The organism is Bordetella genomosp. 13 (genome assembly GCF_007679965.1).
GTDB lineage: Bacteria > Pseudomonadota > Gammaproteobacteria > Burkholderiales > Burkholderiaceae_B > Bordetella.
Window position 1 is genome coordinate 212,206 of record NZ_VEHL01000008.1, and the last position, 25,731, is coordinate 237,936.

General features: G+C 68.2%; 21 protein-coding genes and 3 tRNA genes. 14 read left to right on the forward strand and 10 right to left on the reverse strand.

The annotated features are described in order from the left end of the window. Positions 1-121: 121 nt before the first annotated feature. The 7 genes from FS845_RS19470 to radC all read right to left on the reverse strand — a co-directional run bounded on the left by FS845_RS19470 (position 122) and on the right by radC (position 7,443). Positions 122-1,498 (reverse strand): MATE family efflux transporter, encoded by a 1,377-nt coding sequence (locus FS845_RS19470; protein WP_144638655.1) that lies wholly within the window; start codon positions 1,496-1,498, stop codon positions 122-124. A 47-nt stretch (positions 1,499-1,545) separates the two neighbouring features. Continuing rightward, complete coding sequence (locus FS845_RS19475) at positions 1,546-3,279, reverse strand: ArnT family glycosyltransferase (protein ID WP_144638419.1); 1,734 nt, start codon at positions 3,277-3,279, stop codon at positions 1,546-1,548. Positions 3,280-3,453: 174 nt separating this feature from the next. Then, positions 3,454-3,720 (reverse strand): type B 50S ribosomal protein L31, encoded by a 267-nt coding sequence (locus FS845_RS19480; RefSeq protein WP_144638421.1) that lies wholly within the window; start codon positions 3,718-3,720, stop codon positions 3,454-3,456. A gap of 152 nt (positions 3,721-3,872) precedes the next feature. Beyond that, complete coding sequence (gene kynA / locus FS845_RS19485; protein WP_144638423.1) at positions 3,873-4,718, reverse strand: tryptophan 2,3-dioxygenase; 846 nt, start codon at positions 4,716-4,718, stop codon at positions 3,873-3,875. Between the two features lie 10 nt (positions 4,719-4,728). Beyond that, positions 4,729-5,985 carry a kynureninase gene (kynU, locus tag FS845_RS19490; protein ID WP_144638425.1) on the reverse strand — a complete coding sequence of 419 codons (1,257 nt, stop codon included), beginning with the start codon at positions 5,983-5,985 and terminating at the stop codon, positions 4,729-4,731. A gap of 29 nt (positions 5,986-6,014) precedes the next feature. Continuing rightward, on the reverse strand, positions 6,015-6,644 hold the full coding sequence (gene kynB, locus FS845_RS19495; RefSeq protein WP_144638427.1) for an arylformamidase: 630 nt from the start codon (positions 6,642-6,644) through the stop codon (positions 6,015-6,017). Between the two features lie 121 nt (positions 6,645-6,765). Then, on the reverse strand, positions 6,766-7,443 hold the full coding sequence (gene radC / locus FS845_RS19500) for a RadC family protein (RefSeq protein ID WP_144638429.1): 678 nt from the start codon (positions 7,441-7,443) through the stop codon (positions 6,766-6,768). A gap of 106 nt (positions 7,444-7,549) precedes the next feature. Between radC and FS845_RS19505 the strand changes: the two genes are divergently transcribed. The 3 genes from FS845_RS19505 (at position 7,550) to maiA (ending at position 9,867) form a co-directional block, all read left to right on the forward strand. Next, positions 7,550-8,026: a peptidylprolyl isomerase gene (locus FS845_RS19505; RefSeq protein WP_144638431.1), complete on the forward strand. Its 477-nt coding sequence runs from the start codon at positions 7,550-7,552 to the stop codon at positions 8,024-8,026. Next, the gene (gene ispH / locus FS845_RS19510; protein WP_144638433.1) at positions 8,026-9,003 is read left to right on the forward strand and encodes a 4-hydroxy-3-methylbut-2-enyl diphosphate reductase; all 978 of its coding nucleotides are present in this window, start codon (positions 8,026-8,028) and stop codon (positions 9,001-9,003) included. The genes FS845_RS19505 and ispH overlap by 1 nt, the downstream gene beginning before the upstream one ends. Before the next feature lie 219 nt (positions 9,004-9,222). After that, the gene (maiA, locus tag FS845_RS19515; protein ID WP_144638435.1) at positions 9,223-9,867 is read left to right on the forward strand and encodes a maleylacetoacetate isomerase; all 645 of its coding nucleotides are present in this window, start codon (positions 9,223-9,225) and stop codon (positions 9,865-9,867) included. Positions 9,868-10,024: 157 nt separating this feature from the next. Here the strand turns inward: maiA and FS845_RS19520 are convergent. Next, a tRNA-Thr gene (locus FS845_RS19520) sits at positions 10,025-10,100 on the reverse strand. Positions 10,101-10,364: 264 nt separating this feature from the next. On the opposite strand from FS845_RS19520, the gene FS845_RS19525 reads away from it, so the two are divergent. The 3 genes from FS845_RS19525 (at position 10,365) to FS845_RS19535 (ending at position 12,795) form a co-directional block, all read left to right on the forward strand. Continuing rightward, a tRNA-Asn gene (locus FS845_RS19525) sits at positions 10,365-10,440 on the forward strand. Positions 10,441-10,936: 496 nt separating this feature from the next. Beyond that, positions 10,937-11,935 (forward strand): CobW family GTP-binding protein, encoded by a 999-nt coding sequence (locus tag FS845_RS19530; RefSeq protein ID WP_144638437.1) that lies wholly within the window; start codon positions 10,937-10,939, stop codon positions 11,933-11,935. A 377-nt stretch (positions 11,936-12,312) separates the two neighbouring features. Further along, positions 12,313-12,795 (forward strand): hypothetical protein, encoded by a 483-nt coding sequence (locus FS845_RS19535; RefSeq protein WP_144638439.1) that lies wholly within the window; start codon positions 12,313-12,315, stop codon positions 12,793-12,795. Here the strand turns inward: FS845_RS19535 and FS845_RS19540 are convergent. Next, a tRNA-Met gene (locus tag FS845_RS19540) sits at positions 12,774-12,850 on the reverse strand. The genes FS845_RS19535 and FS845_RS19540 overlap by 22 nt on opposite strands. Before the next feature lie 69 nt (positions 12,851-12,919). On the opposite strand from FS845_RS19540, the gene scpB reads away from it, so the two are divergent. From scpB to typA, 8 genes are all read left to right on the forward strand, one after another. Then, positions 12,920-14,173 (forward strand): SMC-Scp complex subunit ScpB, encoded by a 1,254-nt coding sequence (scpB, locus tag FS845_RS19545; RefSeq protein WP_144638441.1) that lies wholly within the window; start codon positions 12,920-12,922, stop codon positions 14,171-14,173. Positions 14,174-14,190: 17 nt separating this feature from the next. Then, positions 14,191-16,260, forward strand: a complete 2,070-nt coding sequence (locus FS845_RS19550) for a pseudouridine synthase (RefSeq protein WP_260986356.1) — start codon at positions 14,191-14,193, stop codon at positions 16,258-16,260. 443 nt (positions 16,261-16,703) lie between these two features. Beyond that, positions 16,704-17,210 (forward strand): ribosome maturation factor RimP, encoded by a 507-nt coding sequence (gene rimP / locus FS845_RS19555; RefSeq protein WP_144638660.1) that lies wholly within the window; start codon positions 16,704-16,706, stop codon positions 17,208-17,210. After that, entirely contained in the window at positions 17,207-18,685 is a 1,479-nt protein-coding gene (nusA, locus tag FS845_RS19560) for a transcription termination factor NusA (RefSeq protein WP_144638443.1), read from the forward strand. Before rimP ends, nusA begins: the two co-directional genes overlap by 4 nt. Positions 18,686-18,764: 79 nt before the next feature. Further along, positions 18,765-21,896, forward strand: coding sequence for a translation initiation factor IF-2 (gene infB, locus FS845_RS19565; RefSeq protein ID WP_144638445.1), 3,132 nt, complete (start codon positions 18,765-18,767; stop codon positions 21,894-21,896). A gap of 21 nt (positions 21,897-21,917) precedes the next feature. Then, the gene (gene rbfA, locus FS845_RS19570; RefSeq protein WP_144638447.1) at positions 21,918-22,319 is read left to right on the forward strand and encodes a 30S ribosome-binding factor RbfA; all 402 of its coding nucleotides are present in this window, start codon (positions 21,918-21,920) and stop codon (positions 22,317-22,319) included. Positions 22,320-22,354: 35 nt separating this feature from the next. Next, positions 22,355-23,107: a tRNA pseudouridine(55) synthase TruB gene (gene truB, locus FS845_RS19575; protein ID WP_144638449.1), complete on the forward strand. Its 753-nt coding sequence runs from the start codon at positions 22,355-22,357 to the stop codon at positions 23,105-23,107. After that, a complete protein-coding gene (gene typA, locus FS845_RS19580) occupies positions 23,104-24,924 on the forward strand; it encodes a translational GTPase TypA (RefSeq protein ID WP_144638451.1) in 1,821 nt (606 codons plus the stop codon). The genes truB and typA overlap by 4 nt, the downstream gene beginning before the upstream one ends. A gap of 174 nt (positions 24,925-25,098) precedes the next feature. Here the strand turns inward: typA and FS845_RS19585 are convergent, their stop codons facing one another. Continuing rightward, a complete protein-coding gene (locus FS845_RS19585) occupies positions 25,099-25,725 on the reverse strand; it encodes a TIGR00730 family Rossman fold protein (RefSeq protein ID WP_144638453.1) in 627 nt (208 codons plus the stop codon). Positions 25,726-25,731: the final 6 nt, after the last annotated feature.

Sequence of the window (25,731 nt, forward strand, 5' to 3'; positions counted from 1 at the left end):
CAACCTTCGCCGGTAGCCATTGCCGCGCGCAGGGCCGGCATGCCGTGTGCTTGGTCGGACGCCTCCGCTCGCGATGGGCGGCGCATGTGCTGGCAGGTTTTTCCGTCGTGCGGTCCCGGGACTAGCGTACGGCCGGATGCACCGGCATCGTCCGGCGCAGCGTGCGCCAATACCAGGCGTGCAGCAGCAGGGCCGACAGCCCCAGTCCCACCATCGCCATCAGCCACATCGTGCCCGCGCCCTGCGGCGAGTCCGGCATGATCGCCAGGCGCAGCCAGTCCAGCCCGCCGCGGCCCGGACCGAAGCCCAGCCACCATCCTCCCAACAGCCCCACGATGCCCAGCGCCAGCACCTGCAGCAGCAGCGGCGCCACCGCGACCTTGTAGGCGCGCAGCAGGTACGAGTTGATGCATTGCATCGAGTCGCACAGATGGAACAGCGGGATCATGGCCAGCAGGCTGGCCGCCACCGCGGCCACCTGCGCGTCGCTGGTATAGGCGGCCAGGATGGGCTGGCGGCCGACCAGCAGCACGGCGGAGGTCAGCAGCGCGCCGATCAGGCCCAGCGCCAGTCCAGCCAGGCCGGTGCGCCGCGCCTGCAGCGGATTGCCCGCGCCAATGCTCTGCGCCGCCAGCGCGCCCGTGGCCACGCCCAGCGCCATCGGCATCATGTAGCACAGCGCGGCCAGGTTCGACATGATCTGGTGGCCGCCCAGCACGTGCGTGCCTTCCCGCGCCACCAGCAGCGCCATGAACGTGAAGGCCGAGACCTCCACCAGGTACGACCCGCCCATCGGCAGGCCCAGGCGCAGCAGTTCCTTCTGCTGCGGCCATCGCGGCCGGCCCAGCCGCAGGCCGAAGCGGCGGTAGTAGGTATCGTGCCGGATCACCCACAGCCCCACCAGCAGGCTGGTCCAGTAGGTGATGGCGGTGGCGATGCCGGCCCCGGTGGCGCCCAGCGCGGGCAGGCCCAGCTTGCCGTAGATCAGCAGCCAGTTGCAGACGGCTTTCAGCGCGATGCCGCCCAGGTTGATGGTCATGACGATCTTGGGCCGCGACACCGCCGCACCCAGCGCGTAGATCGTGCGGAACATCAGCGAGGCGGGCAGGGCGACCACCAGCGCGCGCAGGTACGCGGCCATGCGGTCGCGCACCGCTTCGTCCACGGGGCCCGACAGCGCCAGCCACATGTCCGGAAACAGCATCAGCGCCGATCCGAACACCGACAGGCCCAGGGCCAGCCAGATGCCCTGGCCCCACGCGCGGCCGACCTCGTCATGGCGACCCGCGCCGAAGTGCTGCGCCTGGATCGGGATCAGCGCGTGCACCACGCCCATCAGGCCGACGAAGACGGTGATGTACACCGAGACCGACAGCGACATCGCCGCCAGGTCCTGCGCACTGGCATGGCCGGTCATGGCGGTGTCCAGCACGCCGAAGGCGATGCCGGCCCACTGGCTGACCAGCACGGGCCAGGCCTGGCGCACGATGCCGCGCATCGTGGCGCCGAAACCCGTCTGGGAACCGCCTGCCGCCACGGGACTGCTCACCGGCTGGGCGGCACGCGCAACAGGCGGAACACCTCGTGCCGGTCGGCCCGGCGTCCGCCGCGCCACAGTTCGTCGACGTCCTCGTCGCTGTACGCCGCCGTGCCGTCGCGCAGGCTGTTGACGGTGGTCTGCTGCAGCACCAGCGTGCAACGCACGTCGTACGGGAAATTCAGGTTGTCGAAGATCAGGAACGAGGCCCGCTGGCCCGAGCCCAGTCCCAGCCCGCGCACGCATTCGCCAGGGCGGATGCTGGCCTGCATGGCCGCGGCCAGCTCGCCCGACACGGTGCGATAGCTGCGCGCGTAGTCGACCGCCGGCTGCCACAGCAGCACCAGCAGGATCCAGGTGGCGGCCAGGCCGCTGGCCGACAGCACCGTGCCGCGCCACAGGGCGGCCGGACGTTCGCTCAGGCGCCACTTCACCAGCAGCACCCAGGCGATGGTGATGACCAGCGACAGCAGCACGGGGAACCAGGACATGACCGGTTCGTAGCCCAGGGTCTGGCGCGCGATGTTGTGCGCGATCTTGGGCGGCCAGCCGAAGTGCAGTGCCACCCAGCCCAGCCACGCGGTGGCCAGCGTCAGCGAAAAGCACATCACCGCGAACCAGTCCAGCGTGTTGACCACGCCGCGCCGCAGCGTGGGCAGCGAGAAGGCGGCCAGCGTGGCGCAGGGCACCGCCAGCAGTACGTATTCGGAGTCGCTGGGTTCTTCCAGGAAGAACAGCAGCAGCAGCGCGCACAGCGCCTGCATCATGGCCAGCCAGATGTGCGGCGAATAAAGCCAGCTGCGCCAGCGCCAGATGGCCAGCAGCGCCAGCGGCCAGGCGGGCCACAGATACCAGGGCAGGTCGCGCAGCGTGCGCATGGACAGGCCCAGCAGCGGCAGCGAGAACGAACTGATGTTCCAGGCCTTCCAGTTGCGGATCCAGTAGTCGCTGGCGTGCGAGGCCGGAATCCACCAGGCCAGGATCAGGACGGCGGTCAGCGCGACGACGACCGGTAGCCAGCGCACGCGCAGCCACAGCATGCTGCGCGGATGGAAGGCCAGCAGCGCGGACAGCATGATGGGCACGGCGCCGACCCAGCCGCGTGTGAGGAAGCTGCCCGCCAGTGCCAGCGCCAACGTCAGCGAACCAGTGACGGGTCGGTCCAGCATGCGCGCCAGCGAATAAAACGCCAGCGCGCCGCAGGCCATGATGGGCGGCACGACGGAGGTCTCGTGGATGCGCTGCAGGATGCCGACCGTGGCCAGCAGGATCAGCAGCGCCGCGTCGGCCAGCATGCGGCCGTAGTCGCGCGGCTCGGGCTCGCCGCCGAACGGCAGGGCCAGCGGCTGCGCCTCGGCGCGGCGGCCCAGCAGGTAGGTGCCGTACCAGATGCCCGCGGCGGTGATGCCGAACCACATCAGGTTGGGCAGGCGTCCCGCGGTGATGTCGCCCACCAGGGGCCCGAACAGCCAGACCGAGATGGCGCCTACCCACGTCAGCAGCGGGCCCTCTTCGGCATGCGCCAGGTTCCCCACCTGCGGCAGCAGCCAGGCCGCGCCGCCTTCGCGCAGCGCCGTCAGCATGGTGGCCAGGCCCACCGCGTCGTCCGTCTTCCAGGGGTCGCGCATGAACAGGCCTGCCACGATGTAGGCCAGCGACAGGCCCAGCAGCACCAGGCGGGGCAGCTTGGCTGCGCCCAGGACGGTCAGGCGGGCGGGAGTGGAGCGCGAAATGGGAGACACGGAGCTAACTGTAATCGACGCGGACGGCCAGGGGATGAAAAATGAGGACGGACCCGCCTGCGCGGGGAAAAAAAAGCAGCCCGCCTGGGCTGCTTTTCGTGCCGGTTCGCCATGACGGCGCGCGGGGCGCCATGCGGGGCGGGAAGACCGGGTCGGGAATCCGGATCAGCGAGATCAGGAAGCCGACTTGACGGTGCCGGCGGTGCGGGCGAAACGGGCGCGGAACTTCTCGACGCGGCCGGTTTCGACGATGCGGGTCTGGGCGCCCGTGTAGAAGGGGTGCGACTCGGAGGTCACGTCGCACTTGAACAGCGGGTACGTCTTGCCGTCCATTTCGATGGTTTCACGGGTGCCGACGGTCGAGCGGATGACGAACTTGGTGCCGGTCTGCTGATCGACGAACACCACGTCGCGGTATTCGGGGTGGATGCCTTCTTTCATGATTCGAAGTCCTGAGGGTTGGTGGGTCGCCAGCCGGCCCTGCGCATCGTGTCAAGCCGCGGGCAAAGCCGCAGGGTAAGCACAGGCCGGCAACGTATCCAAAAAAGGTAACTCGGCATTCTAGCAATGCGCGGGGGTGGGCTGCAAGCCCGTTACAGCGCCGTGCGCAGCCGCCAGATCTCGGGGAACAGCACCACCTCGATCATTTTCCGCAGGTAATCCACCCCCGACGTGCCGCCCGTGCCCCGCTTGAAGCCGATCACGCGCTCCACCGTGGTCACGTGGCGGAAACGCCACAGGCGGAACGCGTCCTCCAGGTCGGTCAGCTTTTCGCCCAGCTGATACAGGTCCCAGTACGTGTCCGGCGCGCGATACACCGCCAGCCAGGCCTCCTGCACGCCGTCGTCGGCCTCGTAGGGGCGGGTGAAGTCGCGCTGCAGGTGCGTGGCCGGCACCGGCAGGCCGCGCCGGGCCAGCAGGCGCAGGGCCTCGTCGTACAGCGATGGCGCCTCGTAGGCCGCCCGCACCTGCGCAAGCAGGTCGGGCCGATGCGCATGCGGCTTGAGCATGGCGGCGTTCTTGTTGCCCAGCAGGAACTCGATCTGCCGGTACTGGTAGCTCTGGAAGCCGCTGGACCGCGCCAGGTAAGGCCGCAGCGCCGAGTACTCGGGCGGCGTCATCGTGGCCAGCACGTCCCAGGCATGCACCAGCTGTTCGAGGATCTTGCTGACGCGCGCCAGCATCTTGAAGGCCGGCTGCAGGCGGTCGCCGCGCACGGCGTCGATGGCCGCGCGCAGTTCGTGCAGCATCAGCTTCATCCAGAGTTCGCTGGTCTGGTGCTGGACGATGAACAGCATCTCGTTGTGCTCGGGCGACAGCGGATGCTGCGCGCCCAGCAGCGCGTCCAGGTGCAGGTAGTCGCCATAGGTCATGTCGCCGGCATAGTCCAGCCTGGCCTGTTCCTGGCGCACCACGTCTTCGGAAGTCGGTCGGGTCATGGCGGCCTCCTCAGGTCACGGCGGCCTGGCGCTGGAAGCGTGGCTCGCGCCACAGCCCCTGGTCCAGCACCTGCTGCAGGCGCTCGACGGCCTCCCACACGTCTACATAGCGCGTGTACAGCGGCGTGAAGCCGAAGCGCAGCACGTCGGGGGCGCGGAAGTCGCCGATCACGCCGCGCTCGATCAGCGCCTGCACGATGGCGTAGGCGCCTTCCTGGCGCGCGAAGCAGACCTGGCTGCCGCGCTGCGCGGGATCGCGCGGGCTGGCCAGCGTCAGGCCGTGGTCCGCGCAGCGGGCCTCGACCAGATCGATGAACAGGCTGGTCAGCGCCACCGACTTCTCGCGCAGCGCCTGCATGCCGCCCAGCGGCTCGGCGGCCAGCAGGGTGTCGATGCCGCATTCCAGCGCCGTCATCGACAGCAGCGCGGGCGTGCCGCACAGATAGCGGCCGATGCCCGGCGCGGGCTGGTAGTCCGGCGTGAACTGGAACGGCGCCGCGTGGCCCATCCAGCCCGACAGCGGTTGCCGCATGCGGTCGGCGTGGCTCGCATGCGCCCACACGAAGGCCGGCGCGCCCGGGCCGCCGTTCAAGTACTTGTAGCCGCAGCCCACCGCGAAGTCGGCCTGCGCGCCGTTCAGGTCCACCGGCACCGCGCCCGCCGAATGCGCCAGGTCCCAGACGGCCAGCGCGCCCACCGCGTGCGCGGCCCGCGTGATGCCCGCCATGTCGTGCATGCGGCCGGTGCGATAGTTCACGTGCGTCAGCATCAGCACCGCCACGCGCTCGTCCAGTTGGCCCACGATCTCGTCGGGCTCCAGCAGATCCAGCGTCATGCCGTGCTGGCGCGCCAGCTCCTCGGCGATGTACAGGTCGGTGGGGAAGTTGCTGCGTTCGCTGAGGATGCGCGTGCGGCCCGGCGCGTCGGCCCGCGCCAGGCCCAGCGCCGCGGACATCACCTTGAACAGGTTCACCGAGGTCGAGTCGGCCACCACCAGTTCGTCCTGTCCGGCGCCCACCAGGCGGGCGATCTTGTTGCCCAGCCGTTGCGGCAGGTCGATCCAGCCGGCGTCGTTCCAGCTGCGGATCAGGCCCTGGCCCCACTCCTGCGTCACGGCCTCCTGCACGCGCGCCGCGGTGGCGCGCGGCAGCACGCCCAGCGAATTGCCGTCCAGGTAGATCTCGTCGTCGTTCAGCTGGAACTGGCCGCGCAGTCCGCGCAGGCGATCCTCGTCGTCCTGCCGCAGGCAGGAAGTCTTGTCTTTCATGCTGTCCTCTTCTGTTGAGGAAGATCGGATCAGTCCAGCGCGCGCAACACGGCGCGCACCGGACTGGCGTCGGCCTGGGCCAGCGCCAGCGGCAGGGCGATCAGTTCGTAATCGCCTTCCGGCACGTCGTCCAGCAGCAGGTTTTCCAGGACGCGCATGTCGCGCCGCAGGATGACGTGGTGGCTGTCCAGGGTCTTGCTGGACGCGGGGTCGATGCTGGGGGTGTCCAAGCCGATCAGCATGACGCCGCGCTCGGCCAGCCATTCGATGGTCTGCGGCGCGTAGGCGGAGAAATCGTCGGTCCACCAGTGCACGGCGGCATGCTGCGCGGTGCGCACCAGCACGCGAGGCGGCAGTCCGCCGATGGCATGCTGCAGGTGTTCGGGCAGGATCAGGGGACCGCGGCCGATGGCATGGATGACGCGACAAGGCCCCAGGAACGGTTCGAGCGACAGCGCGCCGATGGCCGGCGCCCCGTTGCGGTAGTGCAGCGGCGCATCGGCGTGCGCGCCGATGTGCGGCGACATCGTGATCTCGCTGACGTTGACGGGGCACGGCGGCGTCAACGTCCACTTCCATTGCTGGCGATACGGCGTGTCGCCGGGGAACACCGGCGAGTCGGCCGAAACCTGCGGCGAGATGTCCCAGAGGCGCTTCATGGAAACCGGAAGGGGCGGATGTCCTGGATGGAGGGCGGGGGGAGGCTTGCCGGCCCCGCTTTTTTCGCATGATACCGGCAACGGCGGCCCGTGCGATAGCGCGCACCCGTGTTCCCGCGCGCTACATCAGCCCCAGCTGCGCCATCGACACCACCTGGTCCGCTGCCACGATCAGGTGATCCACCAGCCGCACGTCGACCAGCGCCAGCGCCTGGCGCAGCCGCAGCGTCAGTTCGCGGTCGGAGGGGCTGGGCTGGGCCAGGCCCGAAGGATGATTGTGCGCCAGGATCAGCGCGGCGGCATGATGGCGCAGCGCTTCGCGCACCACCTCGCGGGGATACACCGAGGCCTGCGCCAGCGTGCCGCGCGCCAGTTCGCCGCAGGCGATCAGGTTCAGCTGGTTGTCCAGGTACAGGGCGATGCAGTGCTCCACCGTGCGGTGGCTCAGCGCGGTGCGGCAGTACAGCTTGACGTTGTCGGGATGGTTCATCGACGGCCGGCCGACCAGGTCTTCCTCGATGGCGCGCCGCGCCAGCTCCAGCACCGCCGCCAGCGCGCAGGCCTTGGCGGCGCCCAGGCCCGGCTCCTGGCACAGCTCGGCCGGCGTGGCGCGGAACAGCCCGCGCAGGCCGCCGAAGCGCCCCATCAGCCGGCGGCCCAGTTCGACGGCGTTCAGGCCCGGCGCGCCGGTGCGCAGCGCCACCGCCAGCAGCTCGGAATCGTGCAGCGCCGCCGCGCCCTGGCGCAGCAGGCGCTCTCTCGGGCGCTCGTGTTCGGGCATGCTTTCCGCGAGCTTCATGGCAGCCTCCGCGAGGGCCGGCAAGGGGAAAAACGGCAAGGGCGTGGTGGGGATCTCATTAGGCTCTAAAATCGGTGTTTTACGATTGCCCATACGGTGGCAGATCTTGAACGCCGCATCTTCCGAAGTGAATGCTTTGATCCGTCCGGATTCCTACCTAACCCTCCATTACCGCATCGTGCTGGCCTCGGGCCCGGCCGAAGGCTCGGTGTTCGCCGACACCTTCGACGGCCGGCCCGCCACGCTGCAGATGGGCAGCGGCCAGTGGGCCCCCGGCCTGGAAGCCGCGCTGCTGGGCCACGCCGAGGGCGAGCGCTTCAGCGTCACCCTGGCGCCCGCCGATGCCTATGGCGAGCGCAACCCCGAGCTCATCCAGCGCGTCACGCGCGGCATGCTGGCAGAGCACGCCGGCGCCGACGCCACCTTCGAGCCGGGCGACCTGGTCGAATTCGCCGCGCCCAACGGCGGCCGCTACTCCGGCATCCTGAAAGAGATCAACGACGACTGGGCGCTGTTCGACTTCAACCATCCGATGGCCGGCGCGTCCCTGCGGATCGACGTCGCCATCCTGGGAGTCCTCTGATGCAGACCGTCGCCGTCACCCGCGCCGATGCCGAAGTCCTGCTGGCCCAGCCGCGCGGCTTCTGCGCCGGCGTGGACCGCGCCATCGACATCGTCGAGCGCGCGCTCGAACTGCATGGCGCGCCCATCTACGTGCGCCACGAGATCGTGCACAACCGCTACGTGGTGGCCGACCTGCGCGCCAAGGGCGCGATCTTCATCGATGAGCTGGAAGACGCGCCGTCCGGCGCCATCGTGGTGTTCTCCGCGCACGGCGTCTCCAAGGCCGTGCGCGCCGAGGCCGAGTCGCGCGGCCAGCGCGTGTTCGACGCCACGTGTCCCCTGGTCACCAAGGTGCACATCGAGGTCGCGCGGATGCGCGCCGCGGGCCGCGAGATCGTCATGATCGGCCACAAGGGCCACCCCGAGGTCGAGGGCACGCTGGGCCAGGCCGAAGGCGGCGGCATGTACCTGGTCGAGACGGTCGAGGACGTGGCCGCGCTGCGGGTGCGCGATCCGGACAACATGGCCTACGTCACCCAGACCACGCTGTCGGTGGACGACGCGGCCGTGGTCGCGGCCGCCCTGAAGGCGCGCTTTCCCACCATCGTCGAGCCCAAGAAAAGCGACATCTGCTATGCCACGCAGAACCGCCAGGACGCGGTCAAGATCATGGCGCCCGAGTGCGATCTGGTGCTGGTGGTGGGCAGCCCGAACAGCTCCAACTCCAACCGCCTGCGCGAAGTGGCGCAGCGGCTGGGCGCGGCCGCCTATCTGGTCGACGGCGCCGAGGCCATCGACGCTGCCTGGCTGGAAGGCCGCCAGCGCATCGGCATCACGGCCGGCGCGTCGGCGCCCGAAGTGCTGGTGCAGCAGGTGATCGAGCGCGTGAAGGAACTGGGCGCCGTGTCCGTGCGCACCATGCCCGGCCTGGAAGAGAACGTGGCCTTCCCGTTGCCCAAGGAGCTGTCGCGCAAGGCGACGACCGCCGGGCAGTGATGGAATGACCGGGGGAGGCGATCTTCCGGGAGACGATCCTTCTGCGGCAGTCTCCTGGAAGAGATCCTCCCGAGGATGGAAATCCTCGGGGCGGATTCCCCGGAACGGCATCCCGGGCCTGCCGGCCGGGATCGCCAGGCGATCGCCGCGGCCCACGCGGCGCAGACCAGCATGCCAATCGCGCCGCCTCGGGGCGGCGCATCGAGGAGACGACACTACATGCAGCTGTACAGTTATTTCCGCAGCTCGGCCGCCTACCGCGTCCGCATCGCCCTGAACCTGAAGGGCCTGACCGCCGACTACATGCCCGTGCACCTGCTGAAGGACGGCGGGCAGCAACTGGCGCCGGCGTACCGCCAGCTCAATCCCAACGCGCTGGTGCCGACCCTGGTCGATGGCGACCTGACGTTGGGCCAGTCGCTGGCCATCATCGAATACCTGGACGAGATCCATCCGCAGCCGGCGATGCTGCCGTCCGACGCCGCCGGTCGCGCCCGCGTGCGCGCCATCGCGCTGACGCTGGCCTGCGACATCCATCCGCTGAACAACCTGCGCGTGCTTAAGTACCTGAAGCACGACATGAAGGTAGGCGAGGACGCCAAGAACGAGTGGTACCGCCACTGGATCGACGTGGGCTTGGGCGGCCTGGAGCAGATGCTGGCCGGCTCGCCGCAAACGGGCCGTTTCTGCCACGGCGACACGCCCACATTGGCGGACCTGTGCCTGGTGCCGCAGATTTTCAACGCGCGGCGCTTCGATTGCGATCTGTCGGCGTTTCCCACGCTGCTGCGCATCGATGCGGCCTGCCAGGAACTGAAGGCGTTCCAGGACGCGGCGCCCGAGAACCAGCCTGACGCAGAGTAGGGCGCAGCCCAGCGTTGCGGCCTGATCCGCCGCGGTATGCAAGGGCAGCTCCTGGGGCTGCCTTTTTGTACGCCGTTGGCGCGGTCTGCTGCGGCTGAAGCAAAGTATCGGCGCAAAGCAAAAGGGCAGCCCCGTAAGGGCTGCCCTTTTCACTTTTTGGTGCCGGAGATAGGAGTCGAACCTACGACCTTCGCATTACGAATGCGCTGCTCTACCAACTGAGCTACACCGGCAAAAACCGAAATCTTTTCGCTGTTTTGCTTCTGTCGATCCTGCCTTTTTCCTTGCGGAGTTTTGGCGCTTTCGTCTTCAGCAGCGAAGACCGCAATCTTACCATGAATTTTTCAAACGGGTAAAGATGTATTGCGAAATCGGCGGGCGCCTGTCGCCGTGCCTCGCAAGCCGGAAAGCCGGTGCGGCCGGAACGTTTTCGGATGCCTGGGCAACCGCCTTGCTTGCGCGATCGTAAAAAACCATGCATAATCTCGCTTCTCTGGTCCCCGATAGCTCAGTCGGTAGAGCGACGGACTGTTAATCCGCAGGTCGCTGGTTCGAATCCAGCTCGGGGAGCCAAGCATTGCAGGGCCACGCTGTTCTCAGCGTGGCCCTTTTAGTTTTCGGAAAGCCTGCCGTAAATGGCTTCAAGCTGTGGAATGGCTGCAAAGCCCAATGAAACGCTTCAACATGGACGAAGCGCCCAGCCGTACGGGCAGGCTTCGCAACGCTTCGGATCGCAGGCATCCGTCGGGCAGGCGGCCGGCGGATCCGCGGTCCATGGCAGGCGGGGCGAGCAGGCCGCGGGCGTTCTTGCGAATGCCTGGGCGCGCCGCACGCATAGCTGTCCAGGCATGCCGTCGTATGGGTATGCCACCGTCAATCCAGACGTATCAGTTATTTCATGGATGTAATAACGGCCGAGCTTTCGTTGGCAGTCCTGCTACGCTGCCCGAAAGAAGCACGCGCGGGCATCCGGTAGCCGGCGCGTGCGGGCTCGGGAGGCCTGGGCGTTCGCAGGACGCCGCGCGGACCGCATGGGCGGGCCGCTCGTTTGAGGAGAAGGGCGGCGTCCATGGCTGATCGACGCATCGCTTTGACTGTATTGACGGGGTTCCTGGGCAGCGGCAAGACCACGCTGCTCAATCGTTTGGTGCGCGAGCCGGCGTATGCTGGCGCCGCGGTCATCGTCAACGAATTCGGCGACATCGGGGTCGACCACCATCTGGTGCGCGCCATCGATGGTCGCATCGTGCTGCTCGAAGGCGGCTGCATCTGCTGCTCCGCCAGCGGCGGCCTGGCCGACACGTTGCGCGACCTGTTCATGCTGGCGCTGCGCCGGCAGATACGGCCGTTTTCCCAAGTGCTGGTCGAGACCACCGGGCTGGCCAGTCCCGCGGCCATCATGTTCACCTTGCGCCACGATGCTTTCCTGACCGAGCGGTTCGTCTACCAGGGAGCGATTACCGTGGCCGACGTGCAGCACGTCGGCGCGCAGCTTCGGTCCCAGCCCGAGGCCGCGCAGCAGATCGCCTTGGCCGACGTGGTGGCGTTCAGCAAGGCCGATCTGTGCGGTCCCAAGCAGGTTGAGGCGGCGCGCCGCGAGGTCGAGATGGCCAACCCGGGCGTGCCCAGTTGCGTGCTGCGGCGCGAAGGTCCGCTGGACGAACTGCTGCTGCACGTCCAGCCCGTCGACCGGCGCGACCAGGCCCCGCGCCTTGGCCGCTGGCTGGGTGCGTTCGGTGCTTCGCGGCTCGAGCGGCATCCCGGCCTGTCGCATTTTTCGCTGACCCTGTCCTCGCCCATCAGCCGCGGTACCTTCCTGGCCGGCATGCATGACGTGCAGGCCATCTACGACCAGGGTCTGCTGCGCATGAAGGGGCTGATCTGTTTTGAAGGCGAGGCGCTGCCGTGCGCCGTGCACGGCGTGCATCGCCAGCTGTATCCGCTGGAGATGCTGCCCGAGTGGCCGGGCGACAGCCGGGCATCCAGCCTGGTCTTTCTGATGCGTGGCCACGAGCGCGACGCGGTGCTGGGAACGGTGCGCAAGGCGCTGCGCCAGTCCGCGCTCTGACGGGCAGGGCGACTCGCTTTCGTCGCGTGCGCGATAGGGGTATAATCGTAACGTCTGATGCCAGTTTGAGTTGTGGCGGATCGCCGCAGCCGGGCCCGGGAGGCCCGACCCAACCGGATCACGCCGAACCGATTCCGCCCGTGGGGCGCCTTCCGTTCGCCGCAGTGTCCAGGGGGCCAACAAACCGGCGATGCCGCCCCGCTGCCTGCATCGCAGGCGCAGGACTCCAACCGGGTCCGCGGGAAAACGGCGCTTGTCGTCCTGAAAACTTCTAAGAATCGTCAAGGCGAGCCCGCACCATCGAGTGCGTGCAAGGCTGGGCCTCATCCAGGCCACGCGTGTCGCGTCTCACAGGCACTGGTCGGTCGACCCTCGCAATGCGGCAGTTCGCGGCGATTCAGTTCATTGCGGTGGCTTTGCCGGTTTCTCTGGATGCCTGCGTCGTGTGCAGCGTTCGGGGCATCCGGTATCGCATGGCATTCAGGCCGGCGCGCGAGGATTCCGCGCGATCGCAAGCGTGGGTGCGCGACACGTCGTGCAACGTCAACAACAGGAAGCTCGTCATCGTTACGTCCTTCGATACCGCAGGGCACGTCATTGCAGCAACGCGTCCGGTCCGTGTGGCCGGTGGAAGCGTGGTCGGCGCCTGTACGGCGATTCGCTTTGCCGTCGCTGCGGCCATTGTTCTTCTCGTGGGGGTGGGTGCAGGTGTGATCGGTGCCGTCGCTATCCTGTCGATCCGCGCCTTCGCCGGCAAGGGCGGCCGAGCCGGCGTCGCAGCCGTGCGGACCCAAACGAAAAAGGCCTGGCGCGATGGCCAGGCCTTGATGCAGAAACTTGGTTGCGGGGGCAGGATTTGAACCTACGACCTTCGGGTTATGAGCCCGACGAGCTGCCAGACTGCTCCACCCCGCGTCTGAAGAAGAGAATATTAATCTTGTTTGGAATTTCTGGCAAGTTGGCCCCATTTCATACTGAATATCGATGAACGATAGCGAGGCAATTCTGGTGCTGGAAACCGCGCTGTTGTGCGCATCCCAGCCCATGCAGCCGGCCGAGCTGCGCAAGCTGTTCGGCGAAGGGTCGGACGTCGACAATGCCGCGTTGCGGCAGTGGCTGGAAACCCTGCAGGGCCAGTGGGCCGAGCGTGGGCTCGAGCTGGTGCAGCTGGCGTCCGGCTGGCGGTTCCAGAGCCGTCCGGGCATGCAGCGCTACCTCGAGCGCCTGAATCCCGAGAAGCCGCCCAAGTATTCGCGCGCCGTGCTCGAGACGCTGGCCATCGTGGCCTGGCGGCAGCCCGTCACGCGGGGCGACATCGAGGACATCCGCGGCGTCACGGTGTCGTCGCAGATCGTGAAGGTGCTGGAGGATCGGGGCTGGATCGAAGTGATCGGCCATCGCGACGCGCCCGGCCGCCCCGCGCTGTTCGCCACCACGCGCCAGTTCCTGGACGACCTCGGCCTGCGCGCGCTGGACGAACTGCCGGCGCTGGAGTCCACCGACGCGGTGGCCGCGCTGGCAGGGTTGGACCTGGGCGGCGCCACGCTCGAGATCGGCGCGAGCGGTCCCGCCGATGCGGCGCCAGAAGGGACGGGCGCCGCCGATGCTCCGTCTGGGAGTATGATGCCCGACGCCGGTATGCCGGTGCAGGAATCGTCCGATCCGGACGCGCCGGCGGCGCAGGCGGACGATGCGCCCGCGTTCGACGCGGAGCTGCCGGCGGCTGCAGAAGGCAATGCGCCGGCATCCACGGTGGATGAAGGGGCTGGCGATGCCGATCGGAACGGCGCCCAACCCGTCGAGCATGATGGCAATACACCGGACGCGGCCGATACGGATGCCGAAGCCGATGCGGATGACGGGATCGACGTCGACCCCGAGGTTCGGGCCGACGCGGATGTCGAAGCAGACGCCGGGGCGCAAGCCGATGACGGCATCGATGCGGACAACCCCGACGAATCCCGGCAGTTGGCCGCGGGCGGCATGACGCCCGAGCCGCTGCCCGATATACCCGAGGTGATGCCGATCCAGGGCGACTACGTCCAGCGGATCGAGGGCGACCACATCACCCCGCCCGACGCGGCGCCGGAAATCCAGCCGGGCCTGCGTCGACCCGAATTTACGCCGCCCGGTCTCGAACCCGAGATCGTGCCGCCCAAACCGGACGAGATCCCTGGGACACCGTCCGATCCCGACCAAGATGATGTGCCTGCCCCCGGCAGGCTCCCCAAAGTTTGACATTCGGAGCTGTCTCAGTGACAACGAATACCCATAACCAGGAAGACACTTCCCTCCCGCGTGAAGAGGCGTCTTCGCCCGCCCCGACCCAGGCGCCGGCGCAGGCCGCCGACGCTGCCGCGCAAGGCGCGGGCGGCGAGGCCGCCGAGTCCGGCGAGGGCAGGGCGCGCGGCCGCAAGCTGCGCACGCCTTTCCGCCGCCGCCGCGGCGACGCCACGGCGGCGCCTGGCGAGGCGGGCGCGTCGGGCGAAGCCCCGGCTGCCAAGGCGCCGAGGGCGCCGGCCAAGGGCAAAGCGCACGCCAAGGGCGGTGAGTCGGCCAAGAGCGGCGCCGCTTCCAAGGGTGGCGCGTCGTCCCGGGGCCGGGCGTCGTCGCGGGCGCAGGCGCCCATCCAGGCCTACGGGGCCGACGATGCACCGATGGCCGATGATGCGCTCATGGACGATGACGCGCTCATGGCCGATGGAGTCGAGGTGGTGGAAGCGCCCGTGCCCGACGTCGATCCGCGCGTGCTCGAGCGCGAGACCGACGAGGCCCTGGCCTATCTGGATGCCGACGCGCGCACCGAACAGCGCCTGGGCAAGTACCTGAACAGCGAGGCCGTGATGCCCAAGCTGCACAAGGTCCTGGCCGACGCGGGCATCGGGTCGCGCCGCGAGATGGAAGAGCTGATCGTCGCCGGCCGCGTGTCGGTCAACGGCGAGCCGGCCCACATCGGCCAGCGCGTCGCGCCCAACGATCAGGTGCGCGTCAACGGCAAGCCCATTGCCCGTACCAATACCAAGAAGCCGCCGCGCGTGATCCTGTATCACAAGCCGGCCGGCGAGATCGTCAGCCACGACGATCCGGGCGGCCGCGCCAGCGTGTTCGCCCGCCTGCCCAAGCTGCGCACGGGCAAGTGGCTGTCGGTCGGCCGCCTCGACCTGAACACCGAGGGCCTGCTGATCTTCACGACCTCGGGCGACATGGCCAACCGCATCATGCACCCGCGCTACGGCACCGAACGCGAGTATGCCGTGCGCGTGCTGGGCGAGATGGACGAGGCCACGCGCCAGTCGCTGGTCGACGGCATCGAGCTGGAAGACGGCACGGCCGCCTTCGGCGCGCTGGATTACCTGGGCGGCGACGGAAGCAATCGCTGGTATCGCGTCACGCTGCAGGAAGGCCGCAACCGCGAAGTGCGCCGCATGTTCGAATCGGTGGGCGTGACCGTCAGCCGCCTGATCCGCACCCGCTTCGGCGACGTCGTGCTGCCGCGCAACCTGCGCCGCGGCCGCTGGGAAGAGGTCGAGCCGCAACTGGTCAGCGCCCTGATGGTGCAGTTGGGCCTGTTGCGCGACGGCGACGACGGCGATGGCCGCCGCCGCTCCAAGCAGCCCCAGTCGCATGACAGCGCGCTGCCCCCGGGCTTCGGCACGCTGGAACGCAACGGCATGAACGGCGCCCGCATCGGACGCCGTGGCAAGCTGCAGGGCGGTCGTCCGGCCGGCGCGGCAGGCGGCGGCCAGGCGTATCCGTCCGATCCGTTCGGTACCGGCCTGATGTTCACGGGCGGCTATGCCAACGGTCATCCGATGGGCAGCGAAGGCGGCGGCGCGCGCGGCGGCAAGGCCGGCGGCGGCAAGCCGGGCGGCGCGAAGGGCGGTCACCGGGCGGGTGTCGGCAAGGGCGGCAACGGCAAGCCGGGCGGTCCCCGCCGCGGCGCCGGCAACGCCAGTGCCGGCGCTGCCGTGAACGGCAATGTCAACGGCAACGTGGGCGGCTTCAACGCCGAGGCCGGCAACGGCGCCGGCAAGCCGAAGGCGGGCGGCAAGGCGCGCGGCGGCCAGGGCGGCGCCCGCAAGCAGGCGGCCGGGCAGGGTGGCCGCGCCGGCGGCCCCAAGGCCGCCGGTCCGCGCGGACCCAAGCAGGAGGGCGCGCGCGGCAACGCGGCGCCCGGCAACAAGGGGTCGGCCAAGCCGCGTGCCCGCAAGCCGGGCGGGGGGGGCGCGGCCAGCGGCGGCCGGGGCGACGACTGGCAGCCCCGCGGCGCCGCGGCGCACGAGTCGCGCCTGGGCTTCCTGGGCGGGCGCGGCCGGGACCGCTGACCGGATTCTTGGCGTAAACCCTATTCTGTTCAGGCAAATAGCTGGTTTATCTGCTAAAATCAATGGTTTTCATGGCGGTTGCATTGGCCACCGGTATTGGTGGCTGATACAAGGTGCCAGGGTCGGCAGGTCTGCAGGCACATCTTGGTCCCGGTACAAGTTTCCAGGACCAGGGGTTTCCAGGCCCAGGGTGGCTGCACGGTTGCATGGGATTCGCATGCAGATCCGCAGCCCAGCCGCCGTAGCAAGGTAGACACAAGCCCCAAGCCTGGCGCCGCGCCTACGCAAGTCGGTGCCGCCGGGCTTTCGAGCAGGGCTGCTGGAATACGGTGGGCTGGGTATGCAGCCCATTTTTTATGGTCGTTGGGTCGACCCCAGGCAACAAGCGTCTTTGTGGGCGCCGCCAGCTGAAGGGCGCGGCGCGGGGGCATTTTTTAGAGCGTATGGCTGATTTATTCGCATTGACCGAAGAGGCACTGGCCGGCATTGACGTCGAACTCGTCGACGTCGAGCGCGCGGCCATGGGCCTTTTGCGCGTCACGATCGACAAGATCGGTGGCGTACGCATCGAAGACTGCGAGCAGGTCTCGAAGCATCTGTCGCGTGTGTACGAAGTCGAGAACATCGACTACAAGCGCCTGGAGGTCGGTTCGCCCGGCGTCGACCGGCCGCTGCGCACCCAGACCGAGTTCCTGCGTTTCGCGGGCGAGCGCGTCGAGATCAAGCTGCGCGAGGCGGTCGATGGCCGCAAGGTGTTCACCGGTACGCTGCGCGGGCCCGACGAATCGCCCGCGGATGCGCCGGCCGATGCGGCGCGCGCCACCCCCATCACATTCGCACTCGAATTCGAGGCAAAAAAGAACGATATCCAGGTGCTGAGCTTCACGCTCGATGACATCGAGCGCGCCAAGCTGGATCCCGTTCTGGATTTCAAGGGCAAAAAGCGATGAGTCGCGAAATTCTTCTGTTGGTCGATGCACTGGCGCGTGAAAAGAACGTCACGCGCGACACCGTGTTCGGTGCGCTGGAAAGCGCGCTGGCCTCGGCCATGAAAAAGCGCTTCAAGGAAGACGCCGAGATCCGCGTCAGCATCGATCGTGAAACCGGCAGCCATGAAGGCTTTCGCCGCTGGTTGGTCGTGCCCGACGAAGCCGGCCTGCAAGAGCCCGACAAGCAGGAAATGCTGTCCGATGCCCGCGAGCTGCTGCCCAGCATCGAGGTCGGCGAATACATCGAGGAACCGCTCGAACCGGTCGAGTTCGGCCGTATCGGCGCGCAGGCCGCCAAGCAGGCCATCCTGCAGAAGATCCGCGACGCCGAGCGCGAGCAGGTCCTGAACGACTTCCTCGACCGCGGCGAGACCATCGTGTCCGGCACCATCAAGCGCATGGACAAGGGCGACTGCATCATCGAGACGGGCAAGATCGAGGCCCGCCTGCCGCGCACCGAGATGATCCCGAAGGAAAACCTGCGCATCGGCGACCGCGTGCGCGCCTTCGTGTTGCGCGTCGACCACGCCGCCCGCGGCCAGCAGGTCATCCTTTCGCGCACGTCCCCGGAATTCATCCGCCAGCTGTTCGAGAACGAAGTGCCTGAAATCGAGCAGGGCCTGCTCGAGATCAAGGCTGCGGCCCGCGACGCCGGCGTGCGCGCCAAGATCGCCGTGATCGCGTACGATAAGCGGATCGATCCCATCGGCACCTGCGTCGGCATGCGCGGCTCGCGCGTCACCGCGGTGCGCAACGAGCTCGGCGGCGAGCAGGTCGACATCGTGCTGTGGTCGGAAGACCCCGCGCAGTTCGTCATCGGCGCCCTGGCGCCGGCCAACGTCGAATCCATCGTGGTCGACGAAGACCGGCATGCCATGGACGTCGTGGTCGACGAGGAAAACCTGCCCAAGGCCATCGGCGCCAAGGGGCAGAACGTCCGTCTGGCGTCCGAACTGACCGGTTGGCAGATCAACATCATGACGCCGGAAGAAAGCCTCAGCCGCCAGGAAACCGAGCGTGTCGGCCTGCGCGTCACCTTCATGAGCAAGCTCGACGTGGACGAGGAAGTCGCCGACATCCTCATCGACGAAGGCTTCACCGGCATCGAGGAAATCGCCTACGTGCCCATGCAGGAGCTGCTGGAGATCGAGGCCTTCGACGAGGACACCATCAACGAACTGCGCGCCCGTGCGCGCAACGCGTTGCTGACCGAAGCCATCGCCCAGGAAGAACGCCTGGAGACGGCGCAGGACCTGCTGGAACTGGAAGGCATGACGCCCGAGCTGGCTGCCAAGCTGGCCGAGCGCCAGGTGCACACCCGCGATGACCTGGCCGAGCTGGCCACCGACGAGCTCGCCGAGATCGCCGGTCTGGACGAACAGCAGGCCAGCGACCTGATCATGCGTGCCCGGGCCCATTGGTTCGACGAAGAATGACCATGTACCTGAGCGCCCGCCAACACCGTCGCGCATCGTGGACATCACATAGATAGAAGCAAATAGGGAAGAGAGCCTAATGTCGAGTAATACCGTCGCGCAGTTCGCCACAGAGTTGAAGATGCCCGCCAACGTGCTGCTGGAGCAGCTGCGTTCGGCTGGCGTTGACCTCAAGTCGGTGGACGACGCGGTCACTGACAGCGACAAGGCGAAGTTGCTCGATTCGCTGCGCCGCGCGCATGGCGGCGCCAGCGAGGGCAAGAAGATCACGCTGACTCGCCGCCAGACCTCCGAGATCCGTCAGGCCGATGCAACCGGCCGCTCGCGTACGATCCAGGTCGAGGTGCGCAAGAAACGCGTGTTCGTCAAGCGCGACCCGTCCGAGCTGGCCGCCGAGCAGGCGGCTGCGCGTGCCGAGGACGAGGCCGCCGTCCAGGCCGAGGCCGACGTCGAAGCCACGCCCGCGGCCGCCGAGCCGGCGGTGCAGACGCCCGCGCCGGTCGCCGAGAGGTCGGTCGCCGAGAAGTCGGTCGCCGAGAAGTCGGTCGCCGAGAAGTCGGTCGCCGACCAGCCGGCCGAGCCCGTGGCCGAGGCGCCCGTCGAGCAACCCGTGCCGGCGGAAGCCGCACCGGTCGAGCCGCCCGTGGCCCAAGCCCCGGCGGCCGAACCCACTCAGGCGCCCGAGGCGCCCGCCAGCGAGCCCGAGCCCGTCGCCCCCGTGGCGGCCGAGCCCGCGCCGGCGGCACCGGTCGAGCCCGAATCGAGGACGCCCGCCGAGGCGCCCGCAGACACGCCGGCCTCCACCGACGCCCCGAATGAACCCGCTGCCGCGCCTGCCGCTGAAAAGGCTGAGCCGGAACCCGTTGTGCACGCCCAGACTGAAAAGACCTCCAAGGCGACGGCGCCTGCCGCCCAGCCCGCCGCACCGACTTCGCAGGCCAAGCCTGCTGCCGCCGCGCCTGCCAAAGCCGACGCGCCCCGCCGTCCCGACCTGCGCCGCGGCCCGCCCGTGGTCGCCGCCTCGGCGCTGGCCGCCGCATCCGACCGTGGCCGTGACGAAGCGCGCCGCAAGGCCGAAGCGGAGGCCGCCGCGCTGCGCGACATGCTGAACCGTCCGCGCAAGGTGCTGCGCGCGCCCGAGCCCGAGCAGCCCGCGGCTGCCCTGTCCGGCACGCTGCACAAGCCCGCCGCCAAGCAGGCCGCCCCCGGTGCCGCCGCGGCAGCACCCAAGAAAGACGGAAACAAGCCCAACGCGCCCGGCGCCAAGAAGACCATCAAGACGGCCGAAGTGTCGTCCACCTGGTCCGATGACGCCTCGCGCAAGAAGCCTGCCGAAAAGCCCGCCGCGCCGACGCGCGACGGCTGGCGCGCCGGCGGCAAGGGCGGCAAGAATTCCCGTGGCGGCCGCAACCAGCAGTCCGATCGCCGCAACGAGCCCGTGGCGCAGGAGTTCATCGCCCGCGAGATCCACGTGCCCGAGACCGTCACGGTGGCCGACCTGGCGCACAAGATGTCCGTCAAGGCCGCCGAGGTCATCAAGCAACTGATGAAGCTGGGCCAGATGGTCACCATCAATCAGGTGCTCGACCAGGAAACGGCCATGATCGTGGTCGAGGAACTGGGCCACAAGGCCATCGCGGCCAAGCTGGACGATCCGGAAGCCTTCCTGGACGAAGCGCCCGCCACCGCCGAGGCCGCCGAAGTGCTGCCGCGCGCGCCGGTCGTCACCGTCATGGGCCACGTCGACCACGGCAAGACCTCGCTGCTGGACTACATCCGCCGCGCCAAGGTCGCCGCGGGCGAAGCCGGCGGCATCACGCAGCACATCGGCGCCTATCACGTCGAGACCGAGCGCGGCATGGTCACCTTCCTGGACACCCCGGGCCACGAGGCGTTCACCGCCATGCGAGCCCGTGGCGCCAAGGCCACCGACATCGTCATCCTGGTGGTGGCCGCCGACGACGGCGTCATGCCCCAGACCCGTGAAGCCATCCACCATGCCAAGGCCGCAGGCGTGCCGCTGGTGGTGGCGGTCAACAAGATCGACAAGCCCGAAGCCAATCCCGAGCGCGTCAAGCAGGAACTGGTGGCCGAGCAGGTCGTGCCGGAAGAGTACGGCGGCGACGTGCCGTTCGTGCCCGTGTCCGCCAAGACCGGCGCAGGCATCGACGACCTGCTGGAAAACGTCCTGCTGCAGGCCGAGATCCTGGAACTGACGGCGGCCGTCGAGGCCCCGGCCAAGGGCCTGGTCATCGAAGCCCGCCTGGACAAGGGCCGCGGCCCGGTCGCCACGATCCTGGTGCAGAGCGGCACGCTCAAGCGCGGTGACGTGGTGCTGGCCGGCGCCAGCCATGGCCGCGTGCGTGCCATGCTGGACGAGAACGGCAAGCAGATCCAGACGGCCGGTCCGTCCATCCCCGTCGAGATCCAGGGCCTGACCGAAGTGCCGGCCGCCGGCGACGAACTGATGGTGCTGACCGACGAGCGCAAGGCGCGCGAGATCGCGCTGTTCCGCCAGGGCAAGTTCCGCGATGTCAAGCTGGCCCGCCAGCAGGCCGCCAAGCTGGAGTCCATGTTCGACAACCTGGGCGAGGGCACGCAGACACTGCCGCTCATCGTCAAGACCGACGTGCAGGGTTCGCAGGAGGCGCTGGTCACGTCGCTCACCAAGCTGTCCACCGACGAAGTGCGCGTGCAGGTCGTGCACGCGGCCGTCGGCGGCATCTCGGAAAGCGACGTCAACCTGGCCATCGCCTCGAACGCCGTGGTCATCGGCTTCAACGTGCGCGCCGACCAGAGCGTGCGCAAGCTGGCCGAAGCCAACGGCGTGGACCTGCGCTACTACAACATCATCTACGACGCCGTGGATGAGGTGAAGGCGGCCATGTCGGGCATGCTGGCTCCCGAGAAGCGCGAAGAGATCGTCGGCCTGGTCGAGATCCGCGAGGTCTACAGCATCTCGCGCATCGGCAACATCGCCGGTTGCATGGTGCTGGACGGTTTCGTGCGCCGCGATTCGCAGGTCCGCCTGCTGCGCAACAACGTGGTCCAGTGGACCGGCCAGCTCGATTCGCTGCGCCGCTTCAAGGACGACGTGCGCGAGGTCAAGTCGGGCTTCGATTGCGGTCTCACGCTGCGCAACAACAACGACATCCAGGTGGGCGACCAGCTGGAAGTGTTCGAGATCAAGGAGATCGCGCGCACGCTGTAAGCGCGCGTACGCCGTCTTTCCATGAGCCGTCACAAGTCCAAATCCATCCCCGGCCGCAATCTGCGGTTGGCCGACCAGATCCAGAAGGATCTGGCCGGCCTCATCCAGCGCGAGGTCGATGTGTCCCGCGCCGGATTGATCACGCTGTCCGGGGTGGAACTCTCCACCGACTACGCCCACGCCAAGGTGCACTTCACCGTGCTGGGCGCCGAGCCGGAAGCGGCCGCCGCCCTTCTCAACGAGAAGGCCGGCTGGCTGCATTCGCAGCTGTACAAGCTGCTGCACATCCATACCGTACCGACGCTGCGCTTCTACCACGATCCCCAGATCGAACGCGGCATCGAGATGTCCACGCTCATCGACCGCGCCAACCGCGGCGGTCCGGTGCTGGACGAACCCGACGAGCCTGAAGACAAGCCCTGAGGGGCTGTCGTCGCTTTTTTTTCCGGATTCCGACGATGGCCAAACGACGCGGGCTCGCGCTCGACGGTGTGCTGCTGCTCGACAAACCCGTGGGCTTGTCCAGCAACCACGCCCTGCAGCGCGCCAAACGCACGGTGGACGCGGCCAAGGCCGGCCACACCGGCACGCTCGACCCCTTCGCCACCGGCCTGCTGGTGTGCTGCATGGGCCGCGCGACCAAGATTTCCGGCGCCATGCTCGACGCCGACAAGACCTACCTCGCCACCGTGCAGTTCGGCGAGGAAACCGATTCCGGCGACCTGACCGGCATCGTGACCGCCCAGGCCGGGCCCGATTTCACGGGCGTGGACGAGGCGGCGCTACGCGACGTCCTGTCACGATTCAAGGGCACCATCGAGCAGATTCCGCCGATGTATTCTGCCCTTAAGCGCGACGGCAAGCCGTTGTACGAATACGCGCGGGCCGGCATCGAACTGGAGCGCCCGCCGCGGCAGATCACGATCCACCGGATCGAGCTGCTTGAATTCAAGGGCCGGCAGGCCCTTATCGAGGTGGCCTGCAGCAAGGGCACCTACATCCGGACGCTGGCCCAGGACATCGGGCGCGCGCTGGGTTGCTTTGCCCACCTGGCGGCGCTGCGGCGCACGCACGCCGGGCCATTCTCCCTGGACCGCGCCGTCACGCTGGAGGCCCTGCAAGGCCTGCCGGACCCCAAGCAGGCACTGCTTGGCATGAACGAATTGCCGGCGGGCCTGCTGCCCGCCACAAACTTAAAGGACTCTCTATGACTCGCGCCTTGCGCAACGTCGCCATCATTGCCCACGTGGACCACGGCAAGACCACGTTGGTCGACCAACTGCTGCGTCAATCGGGCACCTTCCGTGAAAACCAGGCGGTGGCCGAACGGGTCATGGACTCGAACGACCTGGAAAAGGAACGCGGCATCACGATTCTGGCCAAGAATTGCGCCGTCGAGTACGAAGGCACCCACATCAACATCGTCGATACCCCGGGACACGCCGACTTCGGCGGCGAGGTCGAGCGCGTGCTGTCGATGGTCGACGGCGTGCTGCTGCTGGTCGACGCGGTCGAGGGCCCGATGCCCCAGACCATCTTCGTCACGCGCAAGGCGCTGGCGCTGGGCCTGAAGCCCATCGTCGTGGTCAACAAGATCGACCGTCCGGGCGCGCGCCCCGACTTCGTCATCAACGCCACGTTCGAACTGTTCGACAAGCTGGGCGCCACGGAAGAGCAGCTGGACTTTCCGGTGGTCTACGCCTCGGGCCTGTCCGGCTACGCCGGCCTGACCGACGACGTGCGCTCGGGCGACATGCGTCCGCTGTTCGAAGCCATCCTGCAGCACGTGCCGCAGCGCGACGATGATCCCAACGGTCCGCTGCAGATGCAGATCATCTCGCTGGACTACAACAGCTACGTCGGCAAGATCGGCGTGGGCCGCATCAACCGCGGCCGCATGCGTCCGCTGATGGACGTGGCTTTCCGCTTCGGTCCCGACGCGCCCGTGCAGCGCGGCCGCATCAACCAGGTGCTGAAGTTCAGCGGCCTGGAGCGCGTGGTCGTCGATGAGGCCGAAGCTGGCGACATCGTGCTGATCAACGGCATCGAAGACCTGAGCATCGGCACTACCGTGACCGACGTGGCCACGCCGGAAGCGTTGCCCGTGCTGCGCATCGACGAGCCCACGCTGACCATGAACTTCATGGTCAACACCTCGCCGCTGGCCGGCCGCGAAGGCAAGTTCGTCACCAGCCGTCAGCTGCGCGACCGCCTGGACCGCGAGCTGAAGGCCAACGTGGCGCTGCGCGTGCGCGACACCGGCGACGACACCGTGTTCGAAGTGGCGGGCCGCGGCGAACTGCACCTGACCATCCTGCTGGAAACCATGCGCCGCGAGGGCTACGAGCTGGCCGTGTCGCGTCCGCGCGTGGTGTTCAAGGAAATCGACGGCGTGAAGTGCGAGCCGTTCGAGGCGCTGACGGTCGACGTCGAGGACGCTCACCAGGGCGGCGTGATGGAAGAGCTGGGCCGCCGCAAGGGCGACCTGCAGGACATGCAGCCGGACGGCCGTGGCCGTACCCGCCTGGAGTACATCATTCCGGCGCGTGGCCTGATCGGCTTCCAGAACGAGTTCCTGACGCTGACGCGCGGCACCGGCCTGATGAGCCACATCTTCCACGAGTACGGTCCCCTGCGCGAAGGCTCGGTGGGCGAACGCCGCAACGGCGTGCTGATCAGCCAGGACAACGGCGACGCCGTGGCCTACGCGCTGTGGAAGCTGCAGGATCGCGGCCGCATGTTCGTCAATCCCGGCGAAGCGCTGTACGAAGGCATGATCATCGGCATCCACAGCCGTGACAACGACCTGGTGGTCAACCCCATCAAGGGCAAGCAACTGACCAACGTGCGCGCGTCGGGCACCGACGAAGCCGTGCGCCTGGTGCCGCCGATCCAGATCACGCTGGAATACGCGGTGGAATTCATCGACGACGACGAACTGGTCGAGATCACGCCGAAGTCGATCCGCCTGCGCAAGCGCCACCTGCAGGAACACGAGCGCCGCAAGGCGTCGCGCGAAGGCGCGTGATCGACACGGGGCGCGCCCGCGCGCCCCGCGCCGGTGTGGCGAACGCCCGCCGAACCGCTCCAGGCCGAATCCGATGTCGGCCGCCAGGCGGGTCGGCGGGCGTTTGCTCGTCGGGCGCGATCCATGCGCCAGCCTGCGCGGGGCCGACCGTCCCGCCGCGCAGGGCGCCGCCGATCAGGCCGGCAGCGACGGCGCGTACTGCGCTTCGTCCAGGTGCTTGCGGTGGAACTCGACGATGCGCGCCACCACCCGTTCGGGATCGTCCTCGATGATGAAGAGGTTCAGGTCGTGCGCGCCGATCATGCCATTGCCCAGCAGCTGTTCGCTCATCCAGTCGACCAGGCCGCGCCAGTAGTCGCTGCCCACCAGCACGATGGGGGCAGGGGGCACCTTGCCGGTCTGCACCAGCGTCAGGGCCTCGAACAGTTCGTCCATCGTGCCGAAGCCGCCGGGCAGCGACACGTAGGCCATGCTGTGCATGAAGAACGTGGCCTTGCGCGAATAGAAGTATTCGAACGACAGGCTGATGGTCTGGTAGGCGTTGTTGTGGGCCTCGTGCGGCAGGCTGATGTTCAGCCCGACGCTGGTGCCGCCTGCCTCGTAGGCGCCCTTGTTGGCCGCTTCCATGATGCCGGGGCCGCCTCCCGCGATGACGGCGAAGCCCGCGTTGGCCAGCGCCGCGGCGATGGCGATGCTGGTTTCGTAGTGAGGCGAGTCGCGGCTGGTGCGCGCGCTGCCGAACAGGCTTACCGCCGGTCCGATATCGGCCAGCTTTTCAGCCGCGGCCGTTATCTCTGACATAATCAC

Bases quoted from the DNA above. Each gene is read 5' to 3' on its own strand.
- FS845_RS19470 (WP_144638655.1), bottom strand. From the start codon at position 1,498: ATGCGCGGCATCGTGCGCCAGGCCTGGCCCGTGCTGGTCAGCCAGTGG.
- FS845_RS19480 (WP_144638421.1), bottom strand. From the start codon at position 3,720: ATGAAAGAAGGCATCCACCCCGAATACCGCGACGTGGTGTTCGTCGAT.
- kynA (WP_144638423.1), bottom strand. From the start codon at position 4,718: ATGACCCGACCGACTTCCGAAGACGTGGTGCGCCAGGAACAGGCCAGG.
- kynU (WP_144638425.1), bottom strand. From the start codon at position 5,985: ATGAAAGACAAGACTTCCTGCCTGCGGCAGGACGACGAGGATCGCCTG.
- kynB (WP_144638427.1), bottom strand. From the start codon at position 6,644: ATGAAGCGCCTCTGGGACATCTCGCCGCAGGTTTCGGCCGACTCGCCG.
- radC (WP_144638429.1), bottom strand. From the start codon at position 7,443: ATGAAGCTCGCGGAAAGCATGCCCGAACACGAGCGCCCGAGAGAGCGC.
- ispH (WP_144638433.1), top strand. From the start codon at position 8,026: ATGCAGACCGTCGCCGTCACCCGCGCCGATGCCGAAGTCCTGCTGGCC.
- maiA (WP_144638435.1), top strand. From the start codon at position 9,223: ATGCAGCTGTACAGTTATTTCCGCAGCTCGGCCGCCTACCGCGTCCGC.
- FS845_RS19530 (WP_144638437.1), top strand. From the start codon at position 10,937: ATGGCTGATCGACGCATCGCTTTGACTGTATTGACGGGGTTCCTGGGC.
- FS845_RS19535 (WP_144638439.1), top strand. From the start codon at position 12,313: ATGCGGCAGTTCGCGGCGATTCAGTTCATTGCGGTGGCTTTGCCGGTT.
- scpB (WP_144638441.1), top strand. From the start codon at position 12,920: ATGAACGATAGCGAGGCAATTCTGGTGCTGGAAACCGCGCTGTTGTGC.
- rimP (WP_144638660.1), top strand. From the start codon at position 16,704: ATGGCTGATTTATTCGCATTGACCGAAGAGGCACTGGCCGGCATTGAC.
- nusA (WP_144638443.1), top strand. From the start codon at position 17,207: ATGAGTCGCGAAATTCTTCTGTTGGTCGATGCACTGGCGCGTGAAAAG.
- infB (WP_144638445.1), top strand. From the start codon at position 18,765: ATGTCGAGTAATACCGTCGCGCAGTTCGCCACAGAGTTGAAGATGCCC.
- rbfA (WP_144638447.1), top strand. From the start codon at position 21,918: ATGAGCCGTCACAAGTCCAAATCCATCCCCGGCCGCAATCTGCGGTTG.
- truB (WP_144638449.1), top strand. From the start codon at position 22,355: ATGGCCAAACGACGCGGGCTCGCGCTCGACGGTGTGCTGCTGCTCGAC.
- typA (WP_144638451.1), top strand. From the start codon at position 23,104: ATGACTCGCGCCTTGCGCAACGTCGCCATCATTGCCCACGTGGACCAC.
- FS845_RS19585 (WP_144638453.1), bottom strand. From the start codon at position 25,725: ATGTCAGAGATAACGGCCGCGGCTGAAAAGCTGGCCGATATCGGACCG.